Raw genomic sequence first — 18,315 nt, 5'->3', positions numbered from 1 at the left:
TTAACAAACAAAATGCTTTAGCAGCAATACTTTGTTAGCGTTGTTAAGCTGCTGCATCTAACATTAATCGCTTGAGCTTGCAGGGCATAGCGCTATACTGTGCATTAGCATACCCTGCCTATGGAGTCTTACATGGAATACAATACCTCAGAACTTTGCGATCTTTATGCAGATCAGGTTGATGTGGTCGAACCTATCTTTGCTAATTATGGTGGCAGACGTTCATTCGGCGGCCAAATTCGTACCATTAAGTGCTTCGAAGACAATGGTCTGGTACGCCAGGTGCTGGCCGATGATGGTATTGGCAAGGTACTGCTGATTGACGGTGGTGGCTCGGCCCGCCGTGCGTTAATCGATGCAGAATTGGCCAGTCTTGCTGCCAGCAATGGCTGGGAAGGTATCGTCTGTTATGGCAGTGTCCGTGATTTAGACGCACTGGAAGACTTTGAAATTGGTATTCAGGCCGTTAATGCCATTCCTATTGGCGCCGATGACAATGGCTTTGGTGAAACCGAAGTGCCGGTTAACTTTGCCGGAGTCACCTTTTTACCCGGTGATCATTTATATGCTGACAGTACCGGCATTATTATGTCGCCGGATGCCTTAGATATTGAGTAACTGATTTAGTTAAACACTATGCTGCAACGCTATACCGAGCACGACATACAACCTTATTACACCAGGCGCAGCGGCGAAAGCCGGCTGGGCCAGCTGGTGAAATTACCCGACCCCGACTTACCCTACCCCGAACTCCTGGCTGCCCACAAAGCGGCCGGCGGCCAGTTTGTGTTACTGGGTATTGCCGAATGCATTGGCCCGCTGGCTAATTTAGGCAACCCGGGCGCTGAGCTGGGTTGGCAGGCATTTTTACAGCGGTTTTTAAACCTGCAGCACAGCGATACCCTGGCCAGCGAGCAAATTTTATTATTAGGTGAAATTGATTGCGCCGATCTGCAGCAACAGGCTGCAAGCCTGAGCAACCAGCATCCGCAGCAGCTGGCCAGTTTGCGCCAGCTTTGTGCGGAACTTGACCAACGGGTCAGCAACCAACTAGTGCCGATATTTTCAGCGGGGCTATACCCTATTGTGATCGGCGGCGGCCACAATAATGCTTACCCCTTATTGCAGGCTCTGGCAGCAGTGAGCCAGCAGCCGGTTAATTGCGCCAATTTAGACCCGCATGCTGATTTTCGGCCACTTGAAGGCCGGCACAGTGGTAATGGTTTCAGTTATGCCAGCGCGGCTGGCTATCTGGGTCAATACACGGTGTTAGGGTTGGACTTACATAAAAACTCCGTGGCCAGCCTGGCGCTATTGCAGCAAGCCACAGGCGAATATATCAGCTACCAGCATTTGGCAATAAGCCAGCAGCTCAGCTATCAGCAGGCGTTGGATCAGCTGATTGAACGTTGTTGCCAGGGGGTGGCGCCGATTGCCATTGAACTGGATACCGACAGCATTGATACCATGCCGGCCAGTGCCCTTAATTATACCGGGCTCAGTGTCGAACAGGCCAGCCAGTATGTGTTTCAGCTGGCGCGGTTACCACGCGCGCGCTATCTGCACCTGGCTGAAGCGGCTCCGGCATGCCATCCGGCCGGCCTGGCTGCGGGCTTAAACCAATGCGGGCAGGTGCTTGCTACCTTAGTATTGGCTTTTATGCAGGGAAAGGCAGAACAACCCCCTGCGATTTAGCCGGGATGACGGTGCTGCCACTGGCGTAACCAGGCAGGAAACCCGCTCAGTTCAAAAGGTTGTGAATACCAAAATCCCTGACCTCGCTGACACCCCATCCGCAGCAGTTTGTCTTCAACCTCCGCCCCTTCTACCCCTTCGGCAATAACACCCAGCCCAAGGTTACGCGCCATATCAATAATGGCACCGGTAATCGCCATATGGGCTTCGGTTTTATGCAGCTCGCTGATAAAACTGCAATCAACTTTCACATATTGCACCGGTAGCTTTCGTAAAAATGCCAGTGACGAAAAGCCGGTACCAAAATCGTCCAACGCCAGCTCAACCCCTAACCGGTGCAAGCGTTGCATCATTGCCATCGCCCGGGGCGGATCAGCTAACAGCGCTCTTTCACTGACTTCCAGCATCAGCAACTGCGGGTTAACCTGATACTTGTCAAACAAGACTTCCAGCGCATCTACCAACTCATCGTGCAGCAGTTCTTTACTGGAAATATTCACCGCAATGCGGCTGACTAACTGTTGCTCGGTTAAACTGGCAATCGTTTGAATTGCTTGTTCCAGCACCCATTGGCTTAGCGGGTAAATCACCCCCATCTCCTCGGCCAGTGCTAAAAAAGCCTCTGGTGCCAGCAAGCCTTTTTTGGGGTGGCGCCAGCGAATAAGTACTTCCGCCGCCAGTACCTGCCGGCTTTTCATATTCATTTGCGGCTGCACAAACAACACTAATTGCTGATCATCAATGGCCTGACGCAATTCTGCCATTAGTGCCAGTTTCTCGGTGGTGTAGTTAATCATGTCCTGACTAAACAGCGAGCTGGCTCCGCGCTGCCACTGATAATGCTGTAGCGCCAGATAAGCACGCTCCAGCAGTTCGTTCAGCTCAGTACTGTGATCCGGATATAATGCGATGCCTACCCCCAGTTTATAATCGATGGCACAGCCATGCACCAGCATCGGTTGGGGTACCGATTGTTGCAGCTGTTTTGCCAGAAATTCGGCCCGGGCCGGCTGATGGCCAATATCCAGCCAGATGGCAAAGTCGACACTTCCCAGATGACAAACCCGCACCGGTTGTTGCTGTCGATATTCAAAGGTGAGTATTTTACTTTCACTGGCGAGCTGGTCGTTAATTCTCTGGGCTATTTGCGCCAGAATTAAATTACTATTGCTGTGGCCCAGTAGCTGGTTTATCTGCTCAAATTGCTCAATTTTTAGTAAAATCAACGCAAACTGTTGTTCAGGTGCACTTTTGAGGATCAGGTCGAGCTGTCGCTGCAACGCATATTTATTTGGAAAGCCACTAATATCATCATGCAATGAGTAAAAACCCTGCATATCGGGTTTAGGTTGTAGCGCCCGTTTTAAATCAAACTTAAGCTTCAGAGCATAAGCTAGAGCCAGCAACAACAGCAAAAATAGTAACAATAGCAGCCCGGCTACCGGCAGCGCGGGCTGCGCAGGCGCGGCGACAACTGGCCAACTTGCGCTGGCTGCGCCCAGTAATGCCCCCCCCAGAACTAACATACGCTGTATTGCGACGACCATGGCATTACCACACATTTTTGCTGCCCGTTATTGGTTGCCAACAGCTTACCGCAAATTTGCCACTTGTAAAGCTACCGCTAAGGCAACCTTACCTGTTTACCATTAATAATCAATTGCTTAAGCTTATTAACGCCAAACTGATAACACAGCTCTGCAGGCTGGGACAGCTGATAACAGCCAAAATCAGCGCGCAAACCCACTGCCAATACCCCCCTGTCAGCCAGGCCCAGCGCCGCTGCACCATGGCGGGTTACCCCGGCTAACGCCTCTTCCGGCGTTAGCCTGAACAGGGTGCAGGCCATATTCAGCATCAGTGGTATGGAGCACAGCGGCGAGGTACCGGGATTCAGATCAGTGGCTAATGCCATAGGTATACCGTACTGGCGCAGCAATGCAATTGGCGGCAACTGGGTTTCGCGTAAAAAATAAAATGCCCCCGGCAGCAACACTGCCACGGTGCCAGCTTTGGCCATGGCAGTAACACCAGCTTCATCAAGAAACTCAATATGATCGGCCGACAAGCCACCAAATTCGGCAACCAGAGCACTACCACCCAAATTAGACAACTGCTCGGCATGGGCTTTTACCGGCAAGCCGAGTGCCTTAGCAGCATTAAATACAGAACGGGTTTGTTCCAGGTTAAAACCGATGCCTTCACAGAACACATCTACAGCGTCAACCAGATTAAGTGCGTGCAGTTGAGGCAACATCCGGCACACTGCCGCTATATAGCCATCGGCATCGCCGGCATACTCCGGCGGCAGTGCATGCGCACCTAAAAAAGTGTTCTGCACCGAAACAGGGTGATGCGCATTCAGCTCAGCGGCCACCTCAAGAATTTTTTGCTCAGAGCTAAGATCCAGGCCATAGCCGGATTTTATCTCCACTGTGGTAACGCCTTGTGCCAGCAGGCTGTTAAGCCGGTCTTTGGCCAGTACAAACAGTTCTTCATGGCTGGCGGCGCGCGTAGCGGCCACGGTAGCTTTAATGCCCCCTCCTGCCGCAGCAATCTCCTGATAGCTAGCGCCCTTTAAGCGCATCTCAAACTCATTAGCCCGGTTTCCGGCGTACACCAGGTGCGTATGGCAATCAATGAAACCGGGCAAAATCCACTGCCCCTGCACATCATACAACGGCGTGCTCAACGCATCGAATGCCGGCAACTCACTGCGCGCGCCGACAAAGGCAATCACACCGTCTTTAACCGCCAACACCCCGTTTTCTATCAAGCCATAGGGCTGGCCGTTGTCGGTCATGCTAGCGATATTGGCGTTAATCCAGATGGCATCAAATTGCGGCATGGGGTTCTCCTGATTGACTGTGCTAAATAATTTTACACCACCAGCTTGTATATACAACCAAATTACAGTATTTTTTAATAGTCAATTGCGGAGGTGTTATGGCAGTCGCCAAGTTTGCCGAAATAAAAGAATTTATGCTGAGCCAGATTGAAATTGCTGCCTGGCCAGAGCACAGCAGAGTGCCGTCCGAAAATGAACTGGCCGAACAATTCAGCGTCAGCCGAATGACAGCTCGCCGCGCCCTGCAGGAATTAACCGAACAAGGCATTTTATATCGTACCCAGGGGGTCGGTAGTTTTGTGGCAGCATTAAAGTCACAGTCCTCACTGTTAGAAATTCGCAATATTGCTGATGAAGTTCAAGCCAGAGGGCACGCCTATAGTGCTCACTTGCTACAACTGACTGAACTACCCTGCCCGACTATTATCGCCAGGGCGCTGGGTTTAAACCGGAACGAGCCGGTGTTTTTCTCATTAATTGTGCACCTGGAAAACGGTCTGCCGCTGCAACTTGAAGCACGTTATGTCAGCCCAGTGCAGGTGCCAGACTACATTGTGCAGGATTTCAGCCAACATACTCCGCATCAATACTTAAGCCTGATAGCGCCACTAACCGAGGCCGAGCATACGGTAGAGGCGATTTGGCCGGACGATTTTACCTGCAAACATTTAATGCTGAAAAAAGCAGAGCCCTGCCTGCGCCTGACCCGCCGCACCTTTAGCCGGGATGGTGCAGTCAGCCTGGCCTATTTAACTTCACCGGGTAGTCGCTACCGTTTGGGCGGCCATCTGAATTTTTCTTTACCTACCAGCAGAGAGACCATCTGATGACAGACTCACGTATTGATAACAGCCGGGTTATTCGCGCCGATCGCGGCACCACCATCAGCACCAAAAGCTGGCAGACTGAAGCGGCCAAGCGGATGTTGATGAACAACCTCGATCCCGAGGTGGCCGAGCACCCACAAGCACTGGTGGTATACGGCGGTATTGGCCGTGCGGCTCGTAACTGGCAATGCTTTGATAAAATAGTAGACGTGTTAAACCGGCTGGAAGATAACCAAACCCTGTTAGTACAAAGCGGTAAACCGGTGGGGGTATTCCCTACCCACCCCGATGCGCCTCGGGTGCTGATTGCCAATTCAAACCTGGTACCGGCCTGGGCCAACTGGCAACACTTTAACGAATTGGATCGCAAAGGCCTGATGATGTACGGCCAGATGACAGCGGGCTCCTGGATCTATATTGGTACCCAGGGCATAGTGCAAGGTACCTATGAAACCTTTGTTGCCATTGCCAAACAACACTTTGCCGGTGTGGCGGCAAATAAATGGGTACTTACCGGCGGCTTAGGCGGCATGGGCGGCGCGCAACCACTGGCAGCGACCATGGCGGGTTTCCATATGCTGGCTTGTGAGGTAGATGAAAGCCGGATAGATTTCCGCTTAAAAACCCGCTATCTGGATAAAAAGGCGCACTCGCTGGATGAAGCCTTAACCATGCTGAAGCAAGCAAAAGCGGCTGGTAAACCGACTTCCATCGGCCTGTTGGCGAACGCCGCTGATGTGTTTGCTGAACTGGTAGAGCGAGGTATTACGCCAGATGTGGTGACCGACCAAACGTCAGCGCATGACCCATTAAACGGCTATCTGCCTCAGGGTTGGAGCATGGCACAAGCCGCAGCAGCACGAAAAACTGACGAAGCAGGCGTGGTGAAAGCGGCCAAAAAATCAATGGCGGTGCAGGTGCAAGCCATCCTGATCATGCAACAACGCGGTGCGGTAGCAACGGATTATGGCAACAATATCCGGCAGATGGCCAAAGACGAGGGCGTGACCAATGCTTTTGATTTTCCTGGCTTTGTGCCGGCTTATATCCGGCCACTGTTCTGCGAAGGCATAGGGCCATTTCGCTGGGTCGCCTTATCGGGCGATGCAGAAGATATTTATAAAACCGATGCCAAAGTAAAAGAGCTGATCCCGGATAACCCCCATCTGCACAACTGGCTGGATATGGCGCGCGAGCGCATTCAGTTTCAGGGGTTGCCCGCCCGTATCTGCTGGATTGGCTTAAAAGACCGTGCCCGCATTGCCCTGGCTTTTAACGAGATGGTGAAAAATGGCGAACTCAGCGCCCCGCTGGTGATTGGCCGTGACCATCTGGATTCCGGCTCCGTTGCCAGCCCCAACCGTGAAACCGAAGCTATGCTCGATGGCTCAGATGCCGTATCAGACTGGCCACTGTTGAATGCCCTGCTTAACACAGCTGGCGGCGCCACCTGGGTATCCTTGCATCACGGCGGCGGTGTGGGTATGGGTTACAGCCAGCACAGTGGTGTAGTGATTGTGGCCGACGGCACAGAACAAGCCGCGGCGCGATTGGGCCGGGTGCTGTGGAACGACCCGGGCACCGGGGTAATGCGTCATGCCGATGCCGGCTACGACATCGCAGTAAACTGCGCAACAGAACAAGGCTTAGACCTGCCAATGGTAACGGAGTAGATATTATGGCAATGCAATTAAATGTAATACCCGGTCAGTTAACCCTGGCGCAGCTGCGGCAAGTGCAGCAAGGTCCGGTGCACCTGACGCTCGACCCCTCGGCGCTAGCCGCCATTGAGAAATCGGCTGCATGCGTTGCTGATGTTATTAAACAAAATAAAGTGGTGTATGGCATAAACACTGGCTTTGGTTTGCTGGCCAATACCCGGATTAAAAACGAAGAACTGGAGTTACTGCAACGCTCTATCGTACTATCCCACGCTGCCGGCTTTGGCAACTTTATGGACGACAGCACAGTAAGGTTAATGCTGGTTCTGAAAATTAACGCGCTGAGCCGGGGCTTTTCCGGGATCCGTTTATCGGTTATTGAGGCGCTGATAAACCTGGTAAATGCTGAAGTTTACCCTTGCATTCCGATTAAAGGTTCAGTCGGCGCCTCGGGTGATTTAGCACCACTGGCTCATATGGTGCTGCCACTGATCGGCGAAGGTGAAGTCAGTTTCCGCGGGCAGGTATATGACGCCCCAGAGGGCCTTACTCTGGCAGGTATGACCCCACTGACGCTGGCAGCCAAAGAAGGACTGGCGCTGTTAAACGGCACTCAGGCGTCAACGGCTCTGGCATTGGAAGGCCTGTTTCGGGCTGAGAATTTATTTGCCGCTGGCTGCGTTATTGGCGCCATGAGCGTGGAAGCGGCACTGGGTAGCCGTGCTCCTTTCGATGCCAGAATTCATGCCGCCCGTGGCCAGCGTGGCCAGATTGATGCGGCCACCATCTACCGCCATCTACTGGCTGAAGAATCGGAACTGGGTGCGTCACATAAAGATTGCGATAAAGTGCAGGACCCCTACAGCTTACGCTGCCAGCCTCAGGTAATGGGCGCTTGCCTGACCCAAATACGCCAGGCTGCAGAAGTACTTGCGGTAGAAGCTAATGGCGTGACAGACAACCCGCTGGTGTTTGCCGAAGAAGGCGACATTTTATCAGGCGGCAATTTTCATGCGGAGCCCGTCGCGATGGCAGCCGATAATCTGGCACTAGCCATTGCTGAAATTGGCGCCTTGTCAGAGCGACGCATGGCACTGTTGATAGACGCCAGTTTAAGTAAATTGCCGGCGTTTCTGGTACCTAATGGTGGCGTCAACAGCGGTTTTATGATTGCTCAGGTTACCGCAGCGGCGTTAGCATCAGAAAACAAAAGCCTGGCTCATCCAGCCTCGGTTGACAGCTTACCCACTTCAGCTAATCAGGAAGATCATGTATCAATGGCAACCTTTGCGGCAAGACGGCTGGCGGATATGAGTGAAAATACCACCGGCGTGCTGGCTGTAGAATACTTAGCAGCAGCTCAGGGTCTGGATTTCCGGGCTCCACTCAAATCAACTCCTGCGCTGGAAAGTGCCAAAGCACTGCTGCGTAGCGAAGTAAGCTTTTACCAGCAGGATCGCTATTTCGGCCCGGATATTGAGAAAAGCGCCTGTTTAATCCGCGCCGCTGCGCTTAATCCATTGCTTCCCTCCAGATTACTCACCAGCTTTTAAGTACCCAGCATTATAGCTAGCCGCATCCGCACCATATTGGTGCGGATGCGACCCATTAGTGCACTAGCTTGTTATTTCTGGCTAGACCAGTGCAGTTTTGTTTGCTACCTTGTGATTTTTGCACCAACTGCTGATATTGCCACTATACTTTGGCATACAAGCATTAACTGGCGGAAGTTATGACGTTAAAGGTTGCTCATAAAGTCATTTTAGGCTTTGGTTTTATTGCTACTTTGTTGCTGTTTGCCAGCATCTTAGCGCTTTTTAGCTTTAACACTGTTACCCGCTACAGCAATGACGTTAACCAGCTGGCCGTGCCGGCGCAGCAACAAAGTAATCTGGCACAAATTCAGCTGCTGAAACTGGCCAAACTTTCTGCGCTGGGTTTTACCGCTGAACAACAAACCGACATCAACAATTATCAGCAGCAATTCGCCGCCAGCCGCAGTAACTTTAGCGCGTTAATCAGCGACTTTAACCAGTTAACCAGCCAGGATCCTGCCCTGCAACAGCCATTGCAGATTGCGCTGGGCCATTTTAATCAGTACAGCGGCGCGGTTGACAGCATGTTTAGTGCCCGTATTCAAAGTAACAGCGCCGCTGCAGCCGTGCTGGCGGAGCTAAGCAAACTGGAAACCTCAATTGATGAAGCCGGTGCCAGCCTGTTAGATCTGGCCGATGCTGAGTTATCGGTAACCGATGCCATGATGGAGCAAATAAGTGGTAATGCCGGACGGATTGACGGTCAGTTGCTGGGGCTGCTTAACACAGTACGTGAAGTGGCAGCTTATACCGATTTAGAGGTGTTGCAACGAAACCAGCAAAACATCGGTTTTACCCTGAGTGATATTCAGGTCAATATTGATTTTCTTGATAGACAAATCAGCCAGATCGACACAGATGATCTTTGGCCGCAATTTCAGCAACTGTTCAATGCACTTAGCAGTCAGCTGCAGGGCGAGGAGAACCTGGTCAGCCTGAAACAACAGCAACTGCAACAGCAACAGGTTGCCCGTCGCCAGCTTAACAGCTCTGAGCAGCAAGTCGAGCAAGCCGTGCAGGCCTTGGATCAGGTAGTGAATTTGGCCGATCAGCGCTTCACTAAGTTACAGCAGCAGGTGTCCAACGCCCTTAGCTCCGGCAGCAACCGCACGCTGGTTATGATGCTGGTATTAGTGGTATTGGCTGTGGTAGCCGCTTATTTTACAATTACTGCCATGCTTAAACCGCTGGCCAGTATCAACCATATGCTGGGTGACATTGCCAAAGGTGATTTAACACGCCAGCTTACCATAGTACAACAGGATGAGTTCGGTGCGCTGTCTGCCAAGGTCAACAGTTTAATTGCGGCATTACGTAGCCTGATCACTAACATTCAGCAAAATGCCACCGAGTTAAACAGCAATGCCAGCCAGTCCAGTGCTGAAGTACAGGAAATTAGTCAGTCATTACAACAACAACAGCAACAAATCAGCCGGGTTGACAGCATTACCGGGGAATTAGCCAATAATACGCAAACCGTTGCCGATCAAGCCCGCCAGGCGGGTGAAGCCATGCGCCAGGCATTAGAGCAAAGCCAGCATATTAAACAAATCGCTGCCAAAAATAGTCAACTGATCACCGGACTGGCCAGTCAGTTAAGCAGTACCAGTGATGTGATGAATAAAGTGAATGATCAGTCAACCAATATAGGCGGCATTCTTACTACCATTAGCGCCATTGCTGAACAAACCAACTTACTGGCACTGAATGCCGCTATCGAGGCAGCCAGGGCCGGCGAACAGGGGCGCGGTTTTGCGGTCGTTGCAGATGAAGTACGTTCGCTGGCCGGGCGCACACAACAGGCTACCAACGAAATCCGGCAAATGATTACCAGTTTACAGCAACAAAGCCAGCAAGCGGTGGCGTCGGTGCTGACAGGTAAAACCGATGCTGAGCAATGTGTGGCGACCACCCAACAACTCGCTAGTGCACTGGAAGCGGTAAATGAGGCAATAGCACAAACCCGGCAAATAAGTTCGGCGGTAAGCGACGCCAGCACCAGCCAGTTAGCATTAGGCAGCGCCATTAGCGACAATATGCAGCAAATGGTGCATCTGGCCAACAACAGCACCAGTAAAGCAGAGCGCACCCTGGTACACAGTGATGATGTGGCACGTTTAGCAGCGCAACTGCAGTCGGCTGCCACCCGGTTTAAAATAAACTAAGCGCATCTTAAGGTTTAACCGGCGCCAATAAAAAAGCTGGCCGAAGCCAGCTATGCAGGAAGTGAAGCAGTCCATGTTTATTATTTTGATTCCTTTCGCCACTGAATATCGCTAATTTAACAACAAAAATCCTGATGAAACTTTGATATCAGCTCTGAATTATTGGTACATGCTGAATTTTTGTGTGTTTTTGCTGTTTTCTTAAACTTTTCACGTCCAGTAAACTGATATTCGCTTCCTGGGCGAAAATCCAGGCTTGATTAGAAAAGCCTGCACTGCTAACCACCATACCATCTGTTATATCAGCTGCCAGCATTTGCTGAAACATGGCCCGGACCTGAGTAATATCTACCGGCACATCCGTTTGCTGCACTAACACCAGAGTGTCTCGCTGCGCTTTCAATAACTGATAATCTGCTGCCACTTTATCGCTCACAATAAGTTGACCTTTACGACTCAGTAAACGCTGCGCTTCCAGTAAAAAGCGCTGTTGTCGCTCACTCCATGCCAGAGCCGAACGAAAACGCTGATGAAAACCGGCCAGACGGTGCTCATCATCCAACTCAACAAAAGCGAAAACGTTACAGATCAATGCCGCCAAAAACATCAGCACAAAAGCCCATAACATGAAGGTTGACCAGAACGCAGATAACGTCAGGCTATTATCACTCAATAATAACGAATGCTCAGCAAAAAAAAGGTACACGCCGCCGGCCACTATTCCAAGCACCGTACTGATAGACGACACCCAAAGCCATTTACTTTTCATAACCACCTCAAGCTCACGCTGTTGAGGCTGTATTATCGGCCTGAGTTAATTAAGCTGCTTTACCAAGTTTTGATAAATGCCTTATAAATATTGTCAGCGACTGAGCAGTGTTTAATTTTCAGGCGAAAGCTCAGGCAATATCACATAATCACCGGTAAATTCAGCACACCTTTGCTGCTGGCAATAGATACCTACGCTGATCCGCTGCCGCACTTTTTTGCCTAGCGCCAGCGCAGCCAGGTCTCCGGTACACTGCAACAGCTGACAACGTGCCTCTGGCGCACTGGCAACAGGTCGCAAATAGCGAATGTCAGCCCTGGCCAATACCTGAGCCCCCTGCAACCCCAATGCTTGTAACTGTAAATACAACATGCCCCAGCCGGTTAAAGTGGCCAGGGTGTAGATGCTGCCTGCAAACATGGTGTGGTGCAGATTGATATTTGGCGCCAACGGTGCGCTGCAACTTAACTGATAGCCATCAAAGCCACTGATGTGGATCTGCATATATTGACTAAGCGGAATAGTTTGCCGCCAGGTATCCGCCAGCTGTTGCTGCCAGCGCTGAAAATCTGTCGGGCTACCCGCCAGACATAACTGCTTTGCCATTCGCCGATGGGCAATACCAAACATCGGTTCAGCGTTACCTGCCAGCTGGTAACCCTGCTTCTGATAAAAACCAACCGCATCCTGGCGGGCATTCAGGTACAGCACCTGCAAACCAAGGCATATGGCTTGCAGCTCAAGCTCGCGCAATATCCGGGCACCTGCGCCTTTACCGCGGGCGCTTTCAGCGACAGCCATATAGCGGATCTGACCTGTTTTATCTGCAAGCTGATGCAGCCTGCCAACCGCCTGCACGGCGCCACCGCCGTCTGTCAGCATTAAATGCCAGGCCTGCGGCTCCAGCTCATCCTGCTCTGAGCCCTTGGGTTGTTGCCAGGGCGCACGCAGCACTTGCCAGCGCAGCTGATAATAGGCTTGCCAGTGCTCAGGTGTGAGCGGACGAGTTAACTGCCAGTCAGAAGGTATGGCCATAACGCTCTCAATATTAATAACAAAGGAAGATTAGCTGGTCAGCAAAAAGGTTACCGGGCCATCGTTGGTGAGGCTGACCTGCATATCCGCGCCAAAACGACCGCGTTGCACCATAATGCCAAGCCCGGCTAATTGCTGATTGAATTGCAGATAATATTGCTCAGCCATAGCCGGATCGGCGGCTGGGGTAAAACTGGGCCTTAAGCCGTTTTGGGTATCTGCAGCCAGGGTAAATTGCGACACAACTAATACAGCCCCTGCTATTTGTTGCACATTTAAATTCATTTTGCTGTTACTGTCACCGAACAGACGATAGTGCGCCACTTTATGCACCAGCTTGCTTAGCGATGCCGGCGTATCAGTCGCCTCTACTGCCAGCAATACCAGCATGCCAGGACCAATAGCACTGATTTGCTCGCCGGCAACAGATACTGAGGCCTGGCTTACCCGCTGAATCAGTGCTTTCACGCTTGCGACTCTCCTGATGCTTCGGCTTCTTCCAGTTCAGCCCGCTGCTGCAGCAAGGCAGTAAGCTCGGCGCCCAGCAGCACCACCAGCCAGGATAAATACACCCAGACAAATAAAATAGGCACCAGTGCCAGGGCACCATATATTGCCTGATAAGATGGAAATTCTGTGACATAGAGCGCAAAACCACGTTTAAAAAACTCAAACAAAATAGTGGCCAGTAACGCACCCCAAAGTGCATGACGCACCTTAACTTTCAGATTAGGCACAACCAGGTAAAGAATAAAGAACGCCAGCAGCGACATCAGATAAGGTGTCAGCCACAGCACAACGCTGGAAATACCCGGCGTATAACCTTCTGCATAGCGGCTGATCGTCGCCAGATAAGAGGTGACCGCTATAGAGGTACCAATAAGCACCGGGCCCAGAGTTAAGATCATCCAGTAAATTGAAAACGAAATAATCGGCCGCGGCCGCTGTTTCACCCGCCAGATTTTATTTAAGGTTTTATCAATATTATGAATAAGCAGCAGCGCCACAAAAATAAGCGCCAGAATACCTATCGCCGTCATCCCACCAGTATTACTGATAAATTCATTAACATAGCTTTGTATTTCTTCGCCCCGGGTCGGGATTACGTTAGCAAATATCAGTTCTTCCAAGCGGGATCGCAGCGCCACAAACATCGGAAACATGCCCAGCATCGAAAACATCACGGCAATGAGCGGTACCAGTGACAACAGCGAAATATACGCCAGATAACCTGCCACTATAGAGATCTGATCCTGCTTACAGCGCTGAATATATCCGATAACAAAATCTTTGCTCCGATGCAGATAGCGCACCAGATGAGGCTTGTCCATTGCAGCTCCGTTATAACTCTGATAAGCGCAAGAATACTAGAAAAACCAGAGGCAAACTAGTGTATATCAGGATTGGTAGCACAACCAGAAACAACAAAGCCAGCAATATGCTGGCTTTGTTTTACTACAGAAAACGCTTACGCAGCAGGGCCACGGCTGGCGCGCTTACGGTCGTTCTCAGTTAAGTGGCGCTTACGAATACGGATAGATTTAGGCGTTACCTCTACCAGTTCATCGTCATCAATAAATTCCAGCGCCTGTTCCAGGGTGTAACGGACTGGTGGTACCAGGTTAATGGCTTCGTCGGTACCTGAGGCACGTACGTTAGTTAATTGCTTACCTTTTAAGCAGTTAACCGTTAAGTCGTTGCTACGGCTATGAATACCGATAACCTGACCTTCATACACTTCTTCGGCATGGCCGATAAACATCTTACCGCGTTCCTGCAGTGAGAAAATAGCATAACCAGCCGCTTTACCCACGGCGTTAGAAATCATTACGCCGTTCATACGCTGACCAATGTTACCGCCTTTGTGCGGGCCGTAATGGTCAAAGCTATGGTACATCAGGCCAGTACCAGAGGTAATGGTCATAAACTCAGTACGGAAACCAATTAAACCCCGGCTTGGCATATTGAAATCCATTCGGATCCGGCCTTTACCGTCTGGCTGCATATTGGTTAAATCCGCTTTACGCTCGCCCATCCGCTCCATAATGGCGCCCTGGTTTTGCTCTTCACAGTCGATGGTGACGTTTTCCATCGGTTCCATTTTCACGCCATCTACCAGCTTCATAATAACTTCAGGACGCGATACCGCTAATTCGAAGCCTTCGCGGCGCATATTTTCAATTAACACGCCTAAGTGCAATTCACCGCGCCCAGACACTTTAAATTTGTCGCCGTCTTCGGTTTCTTCAACCCGCAGCGCCACGTTGTGTTTCAGCTCGTGGCTTAACCGCTCTAAAATCTGGCGAGAGGTAACAAACTTACCTTCTTTACCAGCGAACGGCGAGGTGTTGACCTGGAACGTCATGGTAACAGTAGGCTCATCAACCTGCAGTGGCGGTAACGATTCCACTTTAGTCGTGCTACAAATGGTATCTGAAATTTTCAGCTCGCCAAGGCCGGTAAAGGCAACAATATCGCCCGCTTGTGCTTCCGGGGTTTCTACCCGCTCCAGGCCTAAGTAACCAAATACCTGGCCTACTTTACCATTGCGCTTAGTGCCATCGGCACCCACGATAGTCACTTGCTGGTTTGACTTTAGCGTACCGCGCTTAATCCGGCCAATACCAATAATGCCTAAATAGCTGGAGTAATCCAGTTGCGATACCTGTAACTGGGTTTCGCCGTTCAGCTCGACTGCCGGCGGTGCCACATGCTTAACAATGGCTTCAAATAAATCCGTAATGTCTGGCTTAACGACTGTGTGATCCAGCGTCGCCCAACCGTTGATGGCTGAAGCGTATACGATAGGAAAATCGAGCTGCTCATCGGTAGCGCCTAAATTGTCGAACAGGTCAAATACCTGGTCGATAACCCAATCTGGCCGCGCACCCGGGCGGTCAATTTTATTGACAACAACGATTGGCTTTAAACCGTGCGAGAACGCTTTTTGAGTCACAAAACGGGTTTGCGGCATGGGGCCATCAACTGCATCGACTAACAGCAGAACCGAGTCAGCCATTGACAATACCCGCTCTACTTCACCACCGAAGTCGGCGTGGCCAGGGGTATCCAAAATATTGATATGGTAGCCATTCCAGCGTACCGAGGTATTTTTTGCCAGGATAGTTATACCGCGTTCAGACTCCTGGGCATTGGAGTCCATCATCCGCTCTTGCAGTTTGGCGCGGGCATCAAAGGTACCAGACTGTTGCAGCAGTTTGTCTACCAGGGTAGTTTTACCATGGTCGACGTGGGCGATGATGGCAATATTACGCAGCTTATCTAAAGTGGTGGCGGTGACGCTCATGTATCAATATCCTCTGTGGCACTAGATGACCGTAATGACCACCAGGCAAACGCTTTTAAAATGTAAAGGGCGCATATTCTACTCTTTTTTTTCACAGAAAGAAAAAGGCGTTGCGTGGATTAACGGTTTTTTTTCAATCAAGACTGAAAACTCAGCTACACTTGGCTACGAATGTGGCGCACCAAAAAAGAGCAACCTGGCACCAATTTGGTGCTAGGCGGTAGTCGACTCACCACAGATTATTAATTAAGCTAATAAAATCAAAGCTGTTTTATGTTGGCATATATCTGGCATTTAACAGGGCAATCACTAATTCAGTGTTCAAATCGGGTCAATTGGAGGAATGCATGTCTGCATTGGAAGTATTAAAACTAATTAAAGAAAATGACGTTAAATTTGTCGATCTGCGTTTTACTGATACTAAAGGTAAAGAGCAGCATGTCAGTATTCCGGTAAGCCAGGTCACTGAGGACATGTTTGAAGACGGCAAAATGTTTGATGGCTCGTCTATTACTGGCTGGAAAGGTATTAATGATTCAGACATGATCCTGCTGCCAGATCCGAGCACGGCAGTACTTGACCCATTTTTTGAAGAAACGACATTAAATATTACCTGTGACGTGATTGAACCGAGCACCATGCAGGGCTATGACCGCGACCCACGCTCTATCGCCAAACGCGCTGAAGAATATTTAAAATCAACGGGGATTGCCGACACAGTGTTATTTGGCCCTGAGCCAGAATTTTTTATGTTCGACGACATCCGCTTTGAAACCACTATGGCCAGCTCGTTCTTTAAAATTAACTCAACTGAAGGGGCCTGGAACTCAGGCACTGCATATGAAGATGGTAACAAAGGCCACCGCCCAGGCGTGAAAGGCGGCTACTTTCCTTTACCGCCAGTAGACTCAGGCCATGATATTCGTAGTGCCATGTGTATGGTACTGGAAGAAATGGGCCAGGTCGTGGAAGCGCACCACCACGAAGTGGCTACCGCTGGCCAGAACGAAATCGCCACCCGCTTTAATACCCTGACCAAAAAAGCGGATGAAGTACAACAGTTAAAGTACGTTATTCATAACGTTGCCCACCTGTACGGCAAAACGGCGACCTTTATGCCTAAACCTCTGGTTGGCGACAATGGTTCAGGTATGCACTGTCACCAGTCACTGGCTAAAGACGGCGTTAACCTGTTTGCCGGTGATAAATACGCCGGCTTATCAGAACTGGCGCTGTATTATATCGGTGGCATTATCAAGCATGCTAAGGCGCTGAACGCCTTTACCAACCCGTCAACCAACTCTTATAAGCGCTTAGTTCCGCACTATGAAGCGCCGGTGATGCTGGCCTATTCTGCCCGCAACCGCTCAGCCTCTATCCGTATTCCATTGGTACCCAGTGCCAAGGCGCGCCGGATTGAATGCCGCTTCCCGGATCCGGCAGCTAACCCTTACCTGGCGTTCACCGCCCAGTTAATGGCCGGTTTAGATGGTATTCAAAATAAAATTCATCCTGGCGATGCCATGGATAAAGATTTATACGATTTACCAGCAGAAGAAGCGGCGAACATTCCACAGGTGTGTACATCATTAGATCAGGCGATGGACGAACTGGATAAAAACCGCGCTATCTTCACTAAAGGCGGCGTTATGTCTGACGCTATGATTGATGCCTATATTGCCATTAAACGTGCTGAATCACGTCGCGTGTCAGTCGCTGTGCATCCGCTCGAGTTTGAACTGTATTACAGCGTGTAAACCACGCTTGCCTGAAAGGCCCACCTTGGTGGGCCTTTTTTTTGTAGAATTCTTTATTAAAGCACGCTAAAGTGTGGTGATAATAATTAAAATTAACATAAATGGATTTGACAAGCACATGAATAAGTTACTGTTTTTATTAACTTTCATTTTAATCATGCTGCCATTGCAGGCGCAGGAAAAGCGTATTTTTGTCACTAAAGATGCCAATGGTGTGCTGGTATTCTCAGACAGTCCGCAAGCCGGCGCTGAAGAAATCAACCTGACCAGCCGCCCCAATATTATGGAATCGACCAGCACCAACATGCCCAGCAGGGCACCGGCAGCTGTTGAACCCTTTAAGATCGAAATAACCCAGCCTGAGAACAATGGTACAGTGCGCGATAACACTGGCTCAGTTTATGTTTCCGGCCGGATCACCCCCATGTTTCAACGTGGCCTGCAGGTGCGGCTAGTGGTTGATGGCACGCCACTAAGCGAGCCGCAAAATAAAGCCACTTTTATTCTGCGGGATATTCATCGCGGCGAGCATAAATTACAAATGGAATTATTTGATCAAAGCGGCAAGCTTATTGCAACCAGTCCTGTCACAACCTTCTATCTTCACAGAGCGTCGGTAATTAACCCCAATTAGGGCAGCTACGGCTGTATTTCGG

General features: G+C 50.4%; 15 protein-coding genes. 8 read left to right on the top strand and 7 right to left on the bottom strand.

Annotated elements, in window-relative coordinates:
* Positions 1-132: 132 nt before the first annotated feature.
* Both rraA and WG68_RS06280 read left to right on the top strand, forming a co-directional pair.
* Positions 133-618: a ribonuclease E activity regulator RraA gene (gene rraA / locus WG68_RS06285; protein WP_046556811.1), complete on the top strand. Its 486-nt coding sequence runs from the start codon at positions 133-135 to the stop codon at positions 616-618.
* A gap of 18 nt (positions 619-636) precedes the next feature.
* Positions 637-1,695 (top strand): formimidoylglutamase, encoded by a 1,059-nt coding sequence (locus tag WG68_RS06280; RefSeq protein WP_046556810.1) that lies wholly within the window; start codon positions 637-639, stop codon positions 1,693-1,695.
* Here the strand turns inward: WG68_RS06280 and WG68_RS06275 are convergent.
* Both WG68_RS06275 and hutI read right to left on the bottom strand, forming a co-directional pair.
* On the bottom strand, positions 1,692-3,257 hold the full coding sequence (locus WG68_RS06275) for a putative bifunctional diguanylate cyclase/phosphodiesterase (RefSeq protein WP_235357685.1): 1,566 nt from the start codon (positions 3,255-3,257) through the stop codon (positions 1,692-1,694). The genes WG68_RS06280 and WG68_RS06275 overlap by 4 nt on opposite strands.
* 62 nt (positions 3,258-3,319) lie before the next feature.
* Entirely contained in the window at positions 3,320-4,543 is a 1,224-nt protein-coding gene (gene hutI / locus WG68_RS06270; RefSeq protein ID WP_046556809.1) for an imidazolonepropionase, read from the bottom strand.
* Between the two features lie 98 nt (positions 4,544-4,641).
* Here hutI and hutC point away from each other — a divergent pair, with 98 nt between their 5' ends.
* From hutC to WG68_RS06250, 4 genes are all read left to right on the top strand, one after another.
* Positions 4,642-5,370, top strand: a complete 729-nt coding sequence (hutC, locus tag WG68_RS06265; RefSeq protein ID WP_046556808.1) for a histidine utilization repressor — start codon at positions 4,642-4,644, stop codon at positions 5,368-5,370.
* A complete protein-coding gene (gene hutU / locus WG68_RS06260; protein ID WP_046556807.1) occupies positions 5,370-7,043 on the top strand; it encodes a urocanate hydratase in 1,674 nt (557 codons plus the stop codon). Before hutC ends, hutU begins: the two co-directional genes overlap by 1 nt.
* 5 nt (positions 7,044-7,048) lie before the next feature.
* Positions 7,049-8,584 carry a histidine ammonia-lyase gene (hutH, locus tag WG68_RS06255; RefSeq protein WP_046556806.1) on the top strand — a complete coding sequence of 512 codons (1,536 nt, stop codon included), beginning with the start codon at positions 7,049-7,051 and terminating at the stop codon, positions 8,582-8,584.
* 179 nt (positions 8,585-8,763) lie between these two features.
* Positions 8,764-10,791 carry a methyl-accepting chemotaxis protein gene (locus WG68_RS06250; RefSeq protein WP_046556805.1) on the top strand — a complete coding sequence of 676 codons (2,028 nt, stop codon included), beginning with the start codon at positions 8,764-8,766 and terminating at the stop codon, positions 10,789-10,791.
* A 148-nt stretch (positions 10,792-10,939) separates the two neighbouring features.
* Here the strand turns inward: WG68_RS06250 and WG68_RS06245 are convergent, their stop codons facing one another.
* From WG68_RS06245 to typA, 5 genes are all read right to left on the bottom strand, one after another.
* Entirely contained in the window at positions 10,940-11,560 is a 621-nt protein-coding gene (locus WG68_RS06245) for a restriction endonuclease (protein ID WP_046556804.1), read from the bottom strand.
* A 111-nt stretch (positions 11,561-11,671) separates the two neighbouring features.
* The gene (locus tag WG68_RS06240; protein WP_046556803.1) at positions 11,672-12,595 is read right to left on the bottom strand and encodes a bifunctional GNAT family N-acetyltransferase/hotdog fold thioesterase; all 924 of its coding nucleotides are present in this window, start codon (positions 12,593-12,595) and stop codon (positions 11,672-11,674) included.
* Positions 12,596-12,625: 30 nt separating this feature from the next.
* Positions 12,626-13,063, bottom strand: coding sequence for a D-aminoacyl-tRNA deacylase (dtd, locus tag WG68_RS06235; protein WP_046556802.1), 438 nt, complete (start codon positions 13,061-13,063; stop codon positions 12,626-12,628).
* The gene (locus tag WG68_RS06230; RefSeq protein ID WP_046556801.1) at positions 13,060-13,926 is read right to left on the bottom strand and encodes a virulence factor BrkB family protein; all 867 of its coding nucleotides are present in this window, start codon (positions 13,924-13,926) and stop codon (positions 13,060-13,062) included. Before WG68_RS06230 ends, dtd begins: the two co-directional genes overlap by 4 nt.
* 137 nt (positions 13,927-14,063) lie before the next feature.
* On the bottom strand, positions 14,064-15,902 hold the full coding sequence (gene typA / locus WG68_RS06225; protein WP_046556800.1) for a translational GTPase TypA: 1,839 nt from the start codon (positions 15,900-15,902) through the stop codon (positions 14,064-14,066).
* Positions 15,903-16,249: 347 nt separating this feature from the next.
* Between typA and glnA the strand changes: the two genes are divergently transcribed.
* Together glnA and WG68_RS06215 are read left to right on the top strand one after the other, a co-directional pair.
* On the top strand, positions 16,250-17,659 hold the full coding sequence (gene glnA / locus WG68_RS06220) for a glutamate--ammonia ligase (protein ID WP_046556799.1): 1,410 nt from the start codon (positions 16,250-16,252) through the stop codon (positions 17,657-17,659).
* 118 nt (positions 17,660-17,777) lie between these two features.
* On the top strand, positions 17,778-18,293 hold the full coding sequence (locus tag WG68_RS06215) for a DUF4124 domain-containing protein (protein WP_046556798.1): 516 nt from the start codon (positions 17,778-17,780) through the stop codon (positions 18,291-18,293).
* Positions 18,294-18,315 lie beyond the last annotated feature (22 nt).

It is taken from the genome of Arsukibacterium ikkense (genome assembly GCF_000987775.1).
Lineage (GTDB): Bacteria > Pseudomonadota > Gammaproteobacteria > Enterobacterales > Alteromonadaceae > Alishewanella > Alishewanella ikkense.
This window is presented reverse-complemented; position numbering and strand designations above follow the sequence as displayed.

Excerpts from the sequence above, each read along its gene's own strand:
- WG68_RS06250 (WP_046556805.1), top strand. The coding sequence starts at position 8,764 with ATGACGTTAAAGGTTGCTCATAAAGTCATTTTAGGCTTTGGTTTTATT.
- hutU (WP_046556807.1), top strand. The coding sequence starts at position 5,370 with ATGACAGACTCACGTATTGATAACAGCCGGGTTATTCGCGCCGATCGC.
- hutC (WP_046556808.1), top strand. The coding sequence starts at position 4,642 with ATGGCAGTCGCCAAGTTTGCCGAAATAAAAGAATTTATGCTGAGCCAG.
- glnA (WP_046556799.1), top strand. The coding sequence starts at position 16,250 with ATGTCTGCATTGGAAGTATTAAAACTAATTAAAGAAAATGACGTTAAA.
- hutH (WP_046556806.1), top strand. The coding sequence starts at position 7,049 with ATGGCAATGCAATTAAATGTAATACCCGGTCAGTTAACCCTGGCGCAG.
- WG68_RS06275 (WP_235357685.1), bottom strand. The coding sequence starts at position 3,257 with ATGTGTGGTAATGCCATGGTCGTCGCAATACAGCGTATGTTAGTTCTG.
- WG68_RS06245 (WP_046556804.1), bottom strand. The coding sequence starts at position 11,560 with ATGAAAAGTAAATGGCTTTGGGTGTCGTCTATCAGTACGGTGCTTGGA.
- typA (WP_046556800.1), bottom strand. The coding sequence starts at position 15,902 with ATGAGCGTCACCGCCACCACTTTAGATAAGCTGCGTAATATTGCCATC.
- WG68_RS06230 (WP_046556801.1), bottom strand. The coding sequence starts at position 13,926 with ATGGACAAGCCTCATCTGGTGCGCTATCTGCATCGGAGCAAAGATTTT.
- rraA (WP_046556811.1), top strand. The coding sequence starts at position 133 with ATGGAATACAATACCTCAGAACTTTGCGATCTTTATGCAGATCAGGTT.
- WG68_RS06240 (WP_046556803.1), bottom strand. The coding sequence starts at position 12,595 with ATGGCCATACCTTCTGACTGGCAGTTAACTCGTCCGCTCACACCTGAG.
- hutI (WP_046556809.1), bottom strand. The coding sequence starts at position 4,543 with ATGCCGCAATTTGATGCCATCTGGATTAACGCCAATATCGCTAGCATG.
- WG68_RS06215 (WP_046556798.1), top strand. The coding sequence starts at position 17,778 with ATGAATAAGTTACTGTTTTTATTAACTTTCATTTTAATCATGCTGCCA.
- WG68_RS06280 (WP_046556810.1), top strand. The coding sequence starts at position 637 with ATGCTGCAACGCTATACCGAGCACGACATACAACCTTATTACACCAGG.